The sequence below is a fragment of the Micromonospora noduli genome, from assembly GCF_003264365.1.
GTDB classification, from domain to species: domain Bacteria; phylum Actinomycetota; class Actinomycetes; order Mycobacteriales; family Micromonosporaceae; genus Micromonospora; species Micromonospora noduli.
The window spans coordinates 1-13,510 of sequence record NZ_PYAK01000093.1; the positions used below are offsets into that span (position 1 = coordinate 1).

General features: G+C 70.4%; 11 protein-coding genes. 7 read left to right on the forward strand and 4 right to left on the reverse strand.

What is annotated here, in order from left to right; translation table 11 throughout:
• Positions 1–208 precede the first annotated feature (208 nt).
• The 6 genes from GUI43_RS31790 (at position 209) to GUI43_RS31815 (ending at position 8,180) form a co-directional block, all read left to right on the forward strand.
• Complete coding sequence (locus GUI43_RS31790) at positions 209–1,240, forward strand: LacI family DNA-binding transcriptional regulator (protein ID WP_244220523.1); 1,032 nt, start codon at positions 209–211, stop codon at positions 1,238–1,240.
• 76 nt (positions 1,241–1,316) lie between these two features.
• Positions 1,317–2,621, forward strand: a complete 1,305-nt coding sequence (locus GUI43_RS31795; RefSeq protein WP_112583001.1) for an ABC transporter substrate-binding protein — start codon at positions 1,317–1,319, stop codon at positions 2,619–2,621.
• 67 nt (positions 2,622–2,688) lie between these two features.
• Positions 2,689–3,657: a carbohydrate ABC transporter permease gene (locus tag GUI43_RS31800; protein WP_112583000.1), complete on the forward strand. Its 969-nt coding sequence runs from the start codon at positions 2,689–2,691 to the stop codon at positions 3,655–3,657.
• Between the two features lies 1 nt (position 3,658).
• Positions 3,659–4,546, forward strand: coding sequence for a carbohydrate ABC transporter permease (locus GUI43_RS31805; protein ID WP_112700497.1), 888 nt, complete (start codon positions 3,659–3,661; stop codon positions 4,544–4,546).
• Entirely contained in the window at positions 4,543–6,774 is a 2,232-nt protein-coding gene (gene yicI / locus GUI43_RS31810; RefSeq protein WP_112603371.1) for an alpha-xylosidase, read from the forward strand. Before GUI43_RS31805 ends, yicI begins: the two co-directional genes overlap by 4 nt.
• On the forward strand, positions 6,771–8,180 hold the full coding sequence (locus tag GUI43_RS31815) for a GH1 family beta-glucosidase (RefSeq protein WP_112700499.1): 1,410 nt from the start codon (positions 6,771–6,773) through the stop codon (positions 8,178–8,180). Before yicI ends, GUI43_RS31815 begins: the two co-directional genes overlap by 4 nt.
• Positions 8,181–8,297: 117 nt before the next feature.
• Here the strand turns inward: GUI43_RS31815 and GUI43_RS31820 are convergent, their stop codons facing one another.
• Positions 8,298–9,467: an MFS transporter gene (locus GUI43_RS31820; protein WP_170158812.1), complete on the reverse strand. Its 1,170-nt coding sequence runs from the start codon at positions 9,465–9,467 to the stop codon at positions 8,298–8,300.
• A gap of 31 nt (positions 9,468–9,498) precedes the next feature.
• Here GUI43_RS31820 and GUI43_RS31825 point away from each other — a divergent pair, with 31 nt between their 5' ends.
• Entirely contained in the window at positions 9,499–10,554 is a 1,056-nt protein-coding gene (locus tag GUI43_RS31825) for a LacI family DNA-binding transcriptional regulator (RefSeq protein ID WP_112700503.1), read from the forward strand.
• A 204-nt stretch (positions 10,555–10,758) separates the two neighbouring features.
• Here GUI43_RS31825 and GUI43_RS31830 read toward each other — a convergent pair whose 3' ends face one another.
• The 3 genes from GUI43_RS31830 to GUI43_RS31840 form a co-directional block, all read right to left on the reverse strand.
• A complete protein-coding gene (locus tag GUI43_RS31830; protein ID WP_112583306.1) occupies positions 10,759–11,352 on the reverse strand; it encodes a nucleotidyltransferase family protein in 594 nt (197 codons plus the stop codon).
• Between the two features lie 190 nt (positions 11,353–11,542).
• Entirely contained in the window at positions 11,543–12,034 is a 492-nt protein-coding gene (locus GUI43_RS31835) for a hypothetical protein (protein ID WP_112700513.1), read from the reverse strand.
• Between the two features lie 92 nt (positions 12,035–12,126).
• Positions 12,127–13,510: bifunctional 3'-5' exonuclease/DNA polymerase (locus GUI43_RS31840; protein WP_112700515.1), on the reverse strand; the 1,384-nt coding region annotated here is incomplete at its 5' end.

The window sequence follows — 13,510 nt, forward strand, 5'->3', positions numbered from 1 at the left end:
TGAGCGCGGCGCGGCGCGGCGCGGCTGGGCGCGGCGCGGCGCGGGCTGCGCGAGGGGGCCGCGCACCCCGCTGAATTCTTTTCGACATCGGCTATTGACGTCGCCGTAACAGGTGGCCTAGCGTCCTGTCGAACCGCTTCGTCGAAACGCTTCGACGAAGTTCGGGAGCGGTCCCACCCCAGGCCGGAGGAGGTGCGCGGTGGCCACCATGCACGACGTCGCCCGCCTCGCGCAGGTCTCGGTCAGCACCGTCTCGTACGTGCTCACCGGCACCCGGCCGATCTCGCAGGCCACCCGTAACAAGGTGCTCGCCGCGATGGCACAGCTCGAGTACCAGCCCAACGCGATGGCACGCGGTCTGGCCAGTCGTCGCAGCCGGATCCTGGGCCTGCTGATGCCGATGGACGAACGCGGCCTCGGTGCCACAGAGACCGCCTTCGTCACCGGTGCCGCCGCCGCGGCGAGTGTCGCCGGCTACCACCTGGTGCTCTCGCCGGTGGGCGGGGGCGACCTCGACGACCTGCGTCGGCTGGCCAGTCAGCGGATGCTCGACGGGGTCGTGCTGATGGAGGTCCAGCTGGCCGACGAGAGGGTCACAGTGCTCCAGGAGGCGGGGGTGCCGCTGGTGCTGATCGGCCGCACCGGCGACACCAGCACGCTCTCCTACGTCGACATCGACTTCGACCAGACCGTCCGGGAGGCCGTCGCGCACCTGGTCGGCCTCGGGCACCGGCGGATCGTCTACGTCAACCACTCGGCTGCCACGCTGGCCAGCGGTTACGGGCCCGCGCTGCGTACCCGTGACGCCTTCACCGCCGCCATGACCGGGCACGGCCTGGAGCCGGTGATGATCGCGGCCGAGGACAGCGCCGCCGGCGGGCGGGCTGCCCTGGCCGCCGCGTTCGCACAGGCCCCGGAGCTGACCGCGGTGTTGGCCATGAACGAGACGGCGATCTTCGGCATCCTCGGCGAGTTGACCGGCCGCGGGTTGTCCGTTCCCGACGACGTCTCCGTCGTCTCGATGGTCACCTCGCCGCAGGTCGCCGAACTGGCCACCCCGGCGCTGACCGCGATGACGTCACCCGGTTCGGCGCTCGGCCGGATCGCGATCGAGGCGCTGACGCGCCACCTGGATGGCCCCGCTGACCTTCGTCACCAGCAACTGCTGCCGTGCACGTTGGAGATCCGGGGGTCGACCGCACAGCCCCGAAGCCGCCACCCACTGGGGGCCGATCAGTAAATGGCCCGCCGCCGCGCTGCAACGCGACGACGGGCCCCGTGAAGTACCGGCTAGATACTCAACGAGGAGGATGCTAATGCAGCGATTCCGCCGGCTCGTCGCCGCGATCGCCCTGGCGGCGACAGCGACGACCACCGTGGCCGCCTGCGGCGGTGGTGACAACGGGGACAGCAGCGACGCCAAGGTTCTCAAGCTCTGGCACTACGAGAGCGAGAACAGCGCCATGGGGGTCGGCTGGAACCGGGCGATCGAGCTCTTCAAGTCCGAGCACCCGGGTGTCGAGGTGCGCTTCGAGCGCAAGGCGTTCGAGCAGATTCAGCAGAACGCGGGCATGATCATCAACTCGTCCGAGGGCCCGGACATCATGGAGTACAACAAGGGCAACGCGACCGCCGGGTTGCTCTCCTCCCAGGGCCTGCTGGCCGACCTGAGCAGCGAGGCCGACAAGCGCGGCTGGGCCGGCAAGCTCAGTCCCAGCCTGCAGACCACCGCCCGGTACAGCGACAAGGGCGTGATGGGCTCCGGCAAGTGGTTCGGTGTGCCGAACTACGGCGAGTACGTGACGGTCTACTACAACAAGGACCTGTTCCAGAGCAACGGCGTCAAGGTTCCGACCACGATGGCCGAGATGACCGCCGCGATGGACACCTTCGTCGGCAAGGGCATCACCCCGCTGGGCATGGCCGGCGCTGAATACCCGGCCGGGCAGCTCTTCTACCAGCTCGCCCTCTCCAAGGGCGACCGGCAGTTCGTCGACAACTACCAGCTCTACAAGAACCCTGTCGACTTCAAGGCCGACCCGCTCAAGTACGGCGCGGACACCTTCGCCCAGTGGGTGCAGAAGGGCTACGTCGCGAAGAACTCGGCCAGCCTCAAGGCCGAGGACATGGGCACCGCCTTCATCGGCGGCAAGGTTCCGATGATCGTCTCGGGCAGCTGGTGGTACGGCCGGTTCAAGACCGAGATGAAGGCCAACTGGGACACCTTCCTCTTCCCCGGCAACACCCTGCAGGCCGGCTCGTCCGGCAACCTCTGGGTGGTCCCGGAGAACAGCAAGGCCAAGAGCCTGGCGTACGACTTCATCGACATCACCCTGCGTCCGGAGATCCAGGACCTGATCGGCAACAACGGTGGTGTTCCGGTCGCCGCTGACGCGTCGAAGATCAGCGACCCGAAGGACCGCAAGCTGATCGAGGACTTCAACACGGTCAGCAAGTCCGACGGGCTCGCCTTCTACCCGGACTGGCCGGTCCCCGGCTACTACGACGTGCTGGTCTCCGGCTTCCAGGGCCTGATCAACGGCTCGAAGTCGCCCGACCAGGTTCTCGACACGATCGCCAAGCCGTACGCCGATGGCGTCAAGGAGATCACCGGCAAGTGACACGGCGAGCGGCGGGCGCGACCGGCACGACCGGCGCGCCCGCCAGCCCCGCCGGGAAGGATCTTCCATGGCTGTCTCCGAGACGGTCGCCGCCACACCGCCGGCAGCGACCCCCACCCCGCCCGCGCCCAGCCGCAGACGCCGCGGCCGCAACGCGGCGTACTGGCTCTACCTGCTCCCCGGAGCGGTGCTCTTTCTCCTGGTCATCGGCGCACCGCTGGTCGGCACCCTCTACCTGTCGCTGACCAAGTGGTCCGGCATCGGCGACCCCCGGTGGGTCGGCCTGGACAACTACCAGCAGTTGCTGCAGGACGACGTGTTCTGGGCGTCGTTCCGCAACACCGTCTGGATGCTCGTCGCGATGGTGGTGGTGCCCACAGTGCTCGGGCTGCTGCTCGCCGCGGTGCTCTTCGACGTCATCGGCCGCCGGTTCAAGCCCCGCACGGCCGCCGCGCTGCGGGCCGCGTTCTACCTCCCGCAGGTGCTGCCCGTCGTGGTGGCCGGCATCGTCTGGGGTTGGATCCTGCGCCCCGACGGCGCGTTCAACAGCCTCCTCGACGCGGTCGGTCTCGGCGCGTTGCGCCACGACTGGCTCGGCGACCCGGGCACCGCCCTGCCGGCCGTGATGGCCGTGATGATCTGGGTGCAGATCGGCTACCCGGTGGTCGTCTTCATGGCGGCGTTGCAGCGGGTCGACCCCGAGCTGTACGAGGCGGCCGAGGTCGACGGCGCGAACTGGCTGCACCGGTTCCGCGCGATCACCCTTCCGCAGATCAGGCCGGAGACCTTCGTGGTGGCGCTGACCTGCACCATCGCCGCGTTGAAGGTGTTCGGGCCGATCTTCGCCCTGACCCGGGGCGGTCCGGACAACGCCACGAACGTGCCCTCGTACTTCGCCTACTACACGTTCTTCAAGAAGCTGCAGGTCGGCTACGGCTCCGCGATCTCCATGGTGCTGACATTGATCATCGTGGTGGTGGCCGGGATCTTCATCTGGATGCAGGCCCGCAGCGAGCGCCGGGACCGGGGGTTCTGACATGGCCGTCACGCTCACACCGAGCAAGGTGCCGGTGACGCCGGCCCGGCCCGTACGCGATCGACACCACCGCGGCGTCAGCCGCTGGGTGGTGCTCGCCCTGGTCACCCTCGGCGCGCTCGTCATGCTGGTGCCGTTCGCGTTCATGCTGCTCAACGCGTTCAAGTCGCCCGGCGACTATTCCTCGGGCGGCCCGCTGAGCTGGCCGACGGAGTTCTACACGAAGGGTCTGCGCACGTACTGGACCGAGGTGAACTTCCCGCTGAAGTTCTGGAACTCGGCGGTCATCGCCGGCTCGGTGGCCGTGCTCGGCGTCGCCGTGTCGCTGCTCAACGCGTACGCGCTGGGCATCGGTCGGGTCCGGGGCCGGCTGTGGATCGTCGGTCTCTTCCTGCTGGCCAACATGCTGCCGCAGGAGGCGCTGATCTACCCGCTGTACTACGTGGCGAAGCAGGTCGGCCTCTACAACACCCAGCTCTCGGTGATCATCATCTTCACCGTGATCCAGAGCGCGTTCGGCACGTACCTGCTCGCCTCCGTGATGGGCACGTTCCCGCGCTCGCTGCTGGAGGCCGCCGCGCTGGACGGCGCCGGCAAGTGGACGGTGCTGTGGCGGGTGGTCTTCCCCAACCTGCGGCCCACCCTCGCGGTGCTGCTCATCTTCTTCTTCATCTGGACGTGGAACGAGTTCCTCATCCCGCTGGTCATGCTGATCGACAACCAGACGCAGACCATTCCGGTCGCGCTCGCGTCGTTGCAGGGTGACCGGCTGATGGACGCTCCGACCACCAACGCCGGCGCGCTGATCAGCCTGGTGCCGGCCATCCTCTTCTTCCTCATCTTCCAGCGCACTCTGGCGCGCGGCATCACGGCAGGAGCCGAGAAGTGAAGTTCACCGACGGGTACTGGCAGCTGCGCCCCGGCGTCAGCGTCCTGCGGCCCGGCACCGTCGAGTCGGTCGAGCCGGACGAGCGCGGATTCACCGTCTTCGCACCAACCGGTCAGATCACCGGCCGCGGCGACACCCTCAACCGCCCCCTGGTCACCGTCCGGTTCTTCTCCCCCGCCCCCGGCGTCATCGGGGTGACCATCGCCCACCACACCGGAGGGCTGCCCCGCGAGCCGCACTTCGGGCTGAGCACCGACGAGACGCACCCGGTCACCGTCGACGTCACCGGGCTCAGCGCGACGCTGACCACCGGCGAGCTGACCGCGCGGGTAGCGCTCATCGACGGGTGGCGGGTCGACTTCCTGCACGGCGACCGGCTGGTCACCGCGTCCACCGCACGCAGCATCGGCGTCGTCACCGACGCCGAGGGCCGCCGGCACGTACACGAACGGCTCGCCCTCGGTGTCGGCGAGACGGTGTACGGGTTGGGCGAGCGCTTCGGCCCGTTCGTCAAGAACGGGCAGACCGTCGACATCTGGAACGCCGACGGGGGCACCGCCAGCGAGCAGGCGTACAAGAACGTGCCGTTCTACCTGAGCAGCGCCGGCTACGGGGTCTTCGTGGACCACCCGGAGCACGTGTCGTTCGAGGTCGGCTCCGAGGTCGTCACCCAGACCCAGTTCAGCGTCGAGGGCCAGTCGCTCACCTACTACGTCATCGACGGGCCCAACCCGAAGGACGTGCTGCGCCGGTACACCGCCCTCACCGGCCGTCCGGCCCGGATCCCCGCCTGGTCGTACGGCCTCTGGTTGTCCACCTCGTTCACCACCTCGTACGACGAGAAGACGGTGACCGAGTTCGTCGACGGGATGGCCGAGCGCGGGCTGCCGCTGTCGGTGTTCCACTTCGACTGCTTCTGGATGCGTCAGTTCCACTGGGTCGACTTCGTCTGGGACCCGGCGACCTTCCCCGACCCGGAGGGGATGCTGCGCCGGCTGCACGAGCGCGACCTGAAGGTGTGCGTCTGGATCAACCCGTACATCGCACAGCGCTCGTACCTGTTCGAGGAGGGCCGCGAGGCCGGTTACCTGGTGCGCAACCCGGACGGTTCGGTCTGGCAGTGGGACAAATGGCAGGCCGGCATGGCGCTTGTCGACTTCACCAACCCGGACGCGGTCCGCTGGTTCACGGGCAAGCTCAAGGCGCTGCTGGACATGGGCGTCGACTGCTTCAAGACCGATTTCGGCGAGCGCATCCCGACCGACGTGGTGTGGCACGACGGCTCGGACCCGCAGCGGATGCACAACTACTACTCGTACCTCTACAACAAGGCGGTCTTCGAGCTGCTGGAGACCGAGCGCGGCGAGGGCGAGGCGGTGGTGTTCGCCCGCTCGGCCACCACCGGCGGGCAGCAGTTCCCGGTGCACTGGGGCGGCGACTGCGAGTCGACGTTCGTCGCGATGGCCGAGTCGCTGCGCGGCGGGTTGTCCCTGGCGTCGTCCGGCTTCGGCTACTGGAGCCACGACATCGGCGGTTTCGAGGGCACCCCCGACCCGGCGGTGTTCAAGCGGTGGGTCGCCTTCGGGCTGCTCTCCTCGCACTCCCGGCTGCACGGGTCCGGCTCGTACCGCGTGCCGTGGGCGTACGACGAGGAGGCCGTGGACGTGCTGCGGCACTTCACCCACCTCAAGCTCAGCCTGATGCCGTACCTGGCGGCCGCCGCTCAGGAGGCGCACCGCGACGGGACGCCGGTGATGCGGCCGATGTTCCTGGAGTTCCCGGACGACCCGGCGACGGCGCACCTGGACCGGCAGTACATGCTCGGCCCGGACGTGCTGGTCGCCCCGGTGCTCAGCGCCGACGGCGACGTCACGTACTACGTACCCGCCGGCACCTGGACGCACCTGCTCACCGGCGCGCAGGTCACCGGCCCGGCCTGGCTGACCGAGAAGCACGACTTCGACAGCCTGCCGGTGCTGGCCCGACCGGGCGCTGTCATCCCGTTCGGCTCGCGGACCGACCGACCGGACTACGAGTGGGCCGACGATGTGCGACTGCGGGTGTACGCACCGACCGAGGGGCAGCGGACCCGGGTACGGGTACCGTCACCCGGCAACGGCCCGGGTGCCGAGTTCGACGTGCGCTACGAGGGTGGGACGGCCAGCGCCGAACTGGTCGCCGGCACCTCGACGGGCTACATCTGCGAGATCCAGGGGACGGAACGATGACGCAACACCACTTCCCGGAGAGCTTCGTCTGGGGCTCGGCTACCGCCGCGTACCAGATCGAGGGCGCGGCGACCGAGGACGGGCGCGGACCGTCCATCTGGGACACCTACAGCCACACACCGGGTCGGACCCTCAACGGTGACACCGGCGACGTGGCCGCCGACCACTACCACCGGTGGGCCGACGACCTCGGGCACATCGCCGACCTGGGGCTCGGCGCGTACCGGTTCTCCATCTCCTGGCCCCGGGTGCAGCCGGGCGGCTCGGGCCGGTTCAACCAGGCCGGCATCGACTTCTACTCGCGGCTGGTGGACGGGCTGTTGGAGCGGGGCGTCCGCCCGGTGGCCACCATGTACCACTGGGACCTGCCGCAGGAGTCGGAGGACGCCGGCGGGTGGGCGGCGCGGGAGACCGCGTTGCGCTTCCAGGAGTACGCGGCGGGCATCGTCGGTGCGCTGGGTGACCGGGTGCACACCTGGACGACGCTCAACGAGCCGTGGTGCTCCGCGTACCTGGGCTACGCCTCTGGGGTGCACGCGCCGGGTCGGACCGAGCCGGCGGCGGCGCTGGCCGCGGTGCACCACCTCAACCTCGCGCACGGCCTGGCCGGTCGGGTGGTCCGGGAGCTGGCCCCGTCCGCCGAGCTGTCGGTGACGCTGAACCTGCACGTCATCCGGGGCGCGTCCGACTCGGCCGCCGATCAGGACGCGGTCCGGCGGATCGACGCGCTGGCGAACCGGGCGTTCCTCGGCCCGATGCTGGACGGGGAGTACCCGGCCGACCTGCTGGCCGACACCGCCTCGGTCACCGACTGGTCGTTCGTCCGCGAGGGCGACGAGAAGCTGATCGCGGTGCCGCTGGACGTGCTCGGGGTCAACTACTACTCCAGCACCCTGGTCCGGGCGTGGGACGGGGTGTCGGCCCGATCCGACGCCGACGGGCACGGCGCCTCGACCTCGACGCCGTGGGTCGCCGCGGAGAACGTCGACTTCCTGCCGCAGCCCGGCCCGTACACGGCGATGGGTTGGAACATCGACCCGCCGGCGCTGACCGAGCTGCTGCTGCGCCTCCAGCGTGAATACCCCAGCCAGCCCATGATGATCACCGAGAACGGCGCGGCGTTCGACGATGTGGTGTCGGCCGACGGCCGGATCCACGACGAGCGGCGGATCGACTACCTGCGTCGGCACATCGGCGCGATGGCCGACGCCCGCGCGCAGGGAGCGGATGTGCGCGGCTACTTCGTCTGGTCGTTGCTGGACAACTTCGAGTGGGGCTACGGCTACGACCGTCGCTTCGGCATCATCCGGGTCGACTACGACACCCAGGTACGCACCTGGAAGGACAGCGCCCACTGGTACCAGCGCCTCGCCGCCACGGGTCAGTTGGACCAGGCACAGGACTGACACCGACCCACACGGCGTCGCCGTCACCCGCCCGTCGAGGGCTGGTGGCGGCGACGCCGTTTCGGCGCCCCGACCGCAACCTCGCCGCCCGGCCTGCCACCGGGGTCGGGCTCCGGCTCAGGCGTTGGCGCCGCGGGCACGAAGCCCGCCCCACAGCATCAGAAAACAGACGCCGATCAGGACCGGCTCCAGGGCGAAGGCGGTGACCAGCCCGTACCGGTCCGCCAGGCTGCCGAGCAGGAACGGGGCGACGCCGGCGACCACGCCGAGGATCAGTTGCGAGCGGGCGTTGGCCCGATCCTCGTGTCCGCCGGCCGCGCCGAGGGTGAGCGCGAGCGAGAGCGGATAGAGGTTCGCGATGCCCACCCCGCACAGGAACAGCCCGAGGACGGCGAGAACCGGTTGGTCGGTCAGCCAGAACAGGACGAAACTGGGGCCGGTGACCGCCAATGAGGCGTACAGCAGCGCGACGCCGCGGCCGGGGCGGCGGGTGAGCCGCGCGCCGAGCAGCCGCCCGATCAGGATGCCGAGGTAATTGCTGCTCAGCGCGGTGCTGGCGGCGGCGGCGGACATGCCGGCGTGGATGAGCATCTGAGGGCCGAAGTACACCAGACAGAACTCGATCGCCGAACTGACAGCGGTCAGCACGGCGAACAGCCAGCAGGCCAGCGGTAAGCCCCCGGCTCCCGTTGCGGTGGCGGGCTGCGGCACCGCCGGTAGCGGTTGGCGGCGGTAGCGCAGGTACAGCACCAGGAGGACGGCGGCGGGCAACGCGAACGTGGCGCGCCAGCCCACCGCGCTGGCCGCCAGCACGCCGAGGATCAGCGGAGCGAACACCGCGGAGGCGCCAGCGCCGACGTTGGCCTCGGTCAATGCCCGGTCCCGCCGATCACCGTGTCGGTCGGACAGAACCGCCTGAACCACTGTTAGCATCGTGGTCCCGGCCAGACCGAGCACCACGGCTCCGAGCAGGGTGGCCGGTACGCCATCGCCGAGGGTGAACAGACCCGCGCCGATGACAGTCGCGAGGGCCGAGCACCACAACAGCACACCCCTCGCCAGACGGCGAGCCGCCCACACGAACCCCACTGCGGCGAGGGCCGCGCCCGCCGCCAGGAACAGTTCATAGACGCCGAGCAGGGCGTAGGAGAATCCCCACTCTTCGCGCAGGAGGGTCAGCGCCGGCCCGAAGGCGTACAGCCAGAACGTCCAGCAGCCCAGGGCGGCGTACGAAAGCACTGTCGGCGAATCCCGTACGAACGTCTCGGTCTCGGTCTGCTGCCGCATTGTGTATCGATACACAGATAGAGTGTGTGCCATGAACGGTCCTGCGGACAACCCCAAGCGGCCGACGCTGCGGCAGGTGGCGAGCGCTGCCGGCGTTTCGCCGATGACGGTTTCCTACACCTACTCCCAGCCTGGAAGGGTTTCCGCCGAGGCTGCGGCGAAGGTGCGCGCGGCGGCGCAGAAGCTGGGCTACCCCGGGCCGCACCCGGGCGCCCGCGGGTTGCGCCGTGGGCGGGTCGGCACGCTCGGCGTCGTGCTCGGCGAGCGGTTGAGCTACGCCTTCGACGATCCGCAGGCGGCGCGCTTCCTCGCGGGGGTCTCCGACGTGTGCGCCGCCGAAGGCGTCGGACTCACCCTGGTCCCGATCACTGGCGCACCCACCGACGCCGAGCGCGTCGCGCAGGCAGCCGTGGACGGCTTCGTCGTCTGGACCACCAGCGACGATGATCCGGTCCTGGACGCCGTCGCCGACACCGGCCTGCCCGCGGTGGTGCACGCCGGCCCGCACGGGCGGGGAATGCCGGTGATCGGCATCGATGACCGAGCCGCCGCAGCCGCGATCGGCCAGACCGCGTTCACCGAAGCCCGCCGCCCGCTCGTGCTCGGCTTCCCGCTGGACCGGAGGCGCTCCCGCCACCTACTCACCGGTGGCGACGTGATCGACATGAAGTACCCGGTCACCCGCCACCGATGGGAGGGCTTCCTCGACGCCTGGACGCAGGCCGGACACCTCGCCACGCAATTGAGGCTGGCCAGCTGCCCGGTCAACCACAGCACCGAAGGGGAGACCTTCGCTAGTGAGCTGCTACAGGGCGCCGAGCCACCGGACGCCATCGCCGCGATGAGTGACGAGCTGGCCCTCGGGGCCCTGCGCGCCGCCGCACGAGCCGGCCTGCACCTACCTGACGACCTGACCCTGACCGGCTGGGACGATTCGGACGCGGCTGCGGACGCCGGACTGACCACCCTGGCCCAGTCCCTGCGCGACCAGGGGGCCCACTGTGCACGCGTAGCGCTCGGGCACCCCACTGATGCTTCGCCGCAGCATCAGTGGCACATCGTCGCTCGCGCCACCACCCGCCGCTGACACCGGCAGCGCGCCTCCTGGAATCCGGTGGTGCCGGCTCTGGCCCGGCATGTCGATGTGCTGGTGAGCGGTATACCTCAGAGTCATATTCATACCTCTGAGGTATACCGCTCACTACCGCGTCCGCCCCGACGGAGGCGACCGACGGTCACCGCCGACCGCCGCGCTGCGCCCACAGCCCCAGCCAGGCCAGGACTTACTCGTCTAGACGCCGACGCGCTGCGGCGGGACCGTGAGCCCGTAGAGCTCCATCAGCTCCGGGGTGTCGATCCGGCTGCCGTCGGCCACCGAGTCGCAGGCTATGTCGACGATCTGGTCCTTGTGCGCCAACAGGTACGGCCGGGCGCCCACGTCGGCGCTGGCCAGCGTGGCGATGCCGGGCCAGTGCCGGCGGCCGAACAGCATCGGGTAGCCGCGCAACCCGTCGTAGGTGGCGCAGACCAGCACGTCCGGGTACGGCAGCGCGGTCACCCGGCTGACCGCCGTGGCGGTCAGGCCCGGCATGTCGACCGGGACCACCACCACCGCCTCGATCCCCTCGTCGTCCATGGCGGCCAGGCCGGCCCGGATGGACGAGCCAACTCCGGTGCCCCACGCCTTGTTGATCACAACGGTCGCCTTGCCCAGGTCGGCGGCTTCCTGGACCTGCTCGGCGGCAGCGCCCAGAACGACCACGATCTGCTCGCAGCCCGCCTCGGTCATCGTGTCGATCATCTGATTCACCAGGGGCTTGTCACCCTGGTGCAGCAGCGCCTCGGGACCACCGATCCGTCGTCCCCCGCCTGCGGCGATGATCATTCCTGCGATCCGGTTCAGCTGCGCCCCCTCCAGCACGGGACGGACCGTGACCGATCCGTCCCCTCCTACGGACACTGCAACGAGGACGGCCAGCCGGGGGTGGCGGGGCGAAAAGGAGAAATAGCACAACCGTTACACGACCGGCATCCGCCGGCACGAGCACCGGATGATCATCGAGAAGAGTCGGCGATCAACCCGTCTCCGCGGACAGCGCGACCGCGGTGCCGCCCCAACGCCGGGGCACCCATCGCGCCACCCAGCCCAGTCCCCGCGCGGTGAGCGCGTACAGGACCACCGGAGCAACGATCAGCAGCACGGCGATTCCCGCGACCAGAGGCACGTAGCCGGCGGACACCCCGCTGGCAATCGCTGCGGCCACCGCGTATCCGGCAGCCAGGACGACAGCGACGAGCACGGACAGCGCCACCACCCGGCCGGTCCCCCGATGCCGACCGACGGCCTCCCCGACCGCCACAGCCGGCAGGAAGAGCAGGGGAATCAGGACCACACCGAGCACCGCGGCGATCAAGACGAACATCGGCCCGGCCAGCGGACCACCCACCCCGGAGCCGGTGGCCAGCGCGTACGCCAACAGACCGAGGTAGCCCACGACCGCCTCGGCGACGAGGACCAGACAGGCGGCGGCCATCCCCACCAGATGACGGACGACTCCGACGACCATGACGCACCCTCCCATTCCGACGGCCGCACGACCGGATGAGACTAACCGGGGGCACCGCCCCGGGGTGCGCCCTGCCCGAGTAGGCCCGCAGGTCAGGCCGCGTCGGCGTAACAGTCGACGATGGACAGGTCCAGTGGGAACCGGACCGGCGTCGCACCGAAGAGCAGCGCCGACGCGCGCTCGCCGCAACGGTTGACAGCCTCGGCGACCGCCTCCGCCTGATCGGCCGGCGCGTGCACGACCACCTCGTCGTGCTGGAAGAAGACCAGCTCGGCGTCGGTGCCGGACAACTCCGTCCGCAGCGTGGCCAGCAAGGTGGAGGCCCACTCCGCCGCCGTGGCCTGGATGACGAAGTTGCGGGTGAAGCGCCCCCGGGACCGGGCGGCCCGCGCCCGCGGACTGTGCGGGTCACCCGCCCCCTCCGGATCGGAGGGCTCGTCGTCGAGATCACCGAACCCGGCCGAGCCGGGCGGACACGTCCGCCCCAGCCACGACCGCACCAGCCCGCCAATCTCACCGGTACGCGCCGCCGCCTCGACGTACCCGAACGCCGTCGGGTAGCTGCGCTTCAGCACCGCCAACGCGGGCACCGCTGCCCCGCCGGTCTGCCCGTACATCGCGCCGAGCAGGGCCACCTTGGCCTTGGCCCGGTCACCGCCGAACGAGTCCCGGGCCAGGGCCGCGTAGAGGTCGCCGGCAGCCCCCGCCGTCGCCAACCGCGCGTCGCCGGAGACCGCGGCCAGCACCCGAGGCTCCAACTGGCCGGCGTCGGCGACCACCAACCGCCAGCCCGGATCGGCCACCACCGCCCGCCGGATCACCTTGGGGATCTGCAACGCGCCACCACCCCGGGTGGCCCACCGGCCGGAGACGACACCAGCCGGCACGTACTCCGGTTGGAACCGGCCGCCCCGCACCCACTGATCGAGCCAGGCCCAGCCGTGCGCCGTCCAGATCCGGTAGAGCTCCTTGTATTCCAGCACCAGCGGCACCGCCGGATGGTCCACCCCGCGCAGCACCCAGGCCCGGGTGTTGGGCAGCTCCACCCCGACCCGGGCGAACGCCTTCAGCAGCTCCGCCGGGGAATCGGTGTGCAGGCCGCGTACGCCGAGCGCGTCGGCGATCCGGGCGGCCAGCTCGGCGAGTCGGCGTGGCGGACCACCGACCGGGGACGCCTCGCCGAGCAGCTCGTGCAGGATCGCGTTGTGCACGTCGGCGCGCCAGGGCAGCCCGGCGGCGCCCATCTCCGCCGCGATCAGCGCGCCGGCCGACTCGGCGGCCACCAGCAACCGGAACCGACCGGGGTGCTCGGTCGCGGCGACACGGGTGAGCTGGTCGGCGTACACCTGGGTCAGTGCCTCGATGCCCGGGCCCGGCGGACCGGGCACTGTGTCGAAGAGCGCGCCCTGGCCGTGCCCGGGCGGTGCGGCGGCGCGCGGCGGCGGGTCGGGCGGGACCGCCGCGCCGGTCAGCCGG

Excerpts from the sequence above, each read along its gene's own strand:
- GUI43_RS31790 (WP_244220523.1), top strand. The coding sequence starts at position 209 with ATGCACGACGTCGCCCGCCTCGCGCAGGTCTCGGTCAGCACCGTCTCG.
- GUI43_RS31795 (WP_112583001.1), top strand. The coding sequence starts at position 1,317 with ATGCAGCGATTCCGCCGGCTCGTCGCCGCGATCGCCCTGGCGGCGACA.
- GUI43_RS31800 (WP_112583000.1), top strand. The coding sequence starts at position 2,689 with ATGGCTGTCTCCGAGACGGTCGCCGCCACACCGCCGGCAGCGACCCCC.
- GUI43_RS31805 (WP_112700497.1), top strand. The coding sequence starts at position 3,659 with ATGGCCGTCACGCTCACACCGAGCAAGGTGCCGGTGACGCCGGCCCGG.
- GUI43_RS31815 (WP_112700499.1), top strand. The coding sequence starts at position 6,771 with ATGACGCAACACCACTTCCCGGAGAGCTTCGTCTGGGGCTCGGCTACC.
- GUI43_RS31820 (WP_170158812.1), bottom strand. The coding sequence starts at position 9,467 with ATGCGGCAGCAGACCGAGACCGAGACGTTCGTACGGGATTCGCCGACA.
- GUI43_RS31825 (WP_112700503.1), top strand. The coding sequence starts at position 9,499 with ATGAACGGTCCTGCGGACAACCCCAAGCGGCCGACGCTGCGGCAGGTG.
- GUI43_RS31830 (WP_112583306.1), bottom strand. The coding sequence starts at position 11,352 with ATGATCATCGCCGCAGGCGGGGGACGACGGATCGGTGGTCCCGAGGCG.
- GUI43_RS31835 (WP_112700513.1), bottom strand. The coding sequence starts at position 12,034 with ATGGTCGTCGGAGTCGTCCGTCATCTGGTGGGGATGGCCGCCGCCTGT.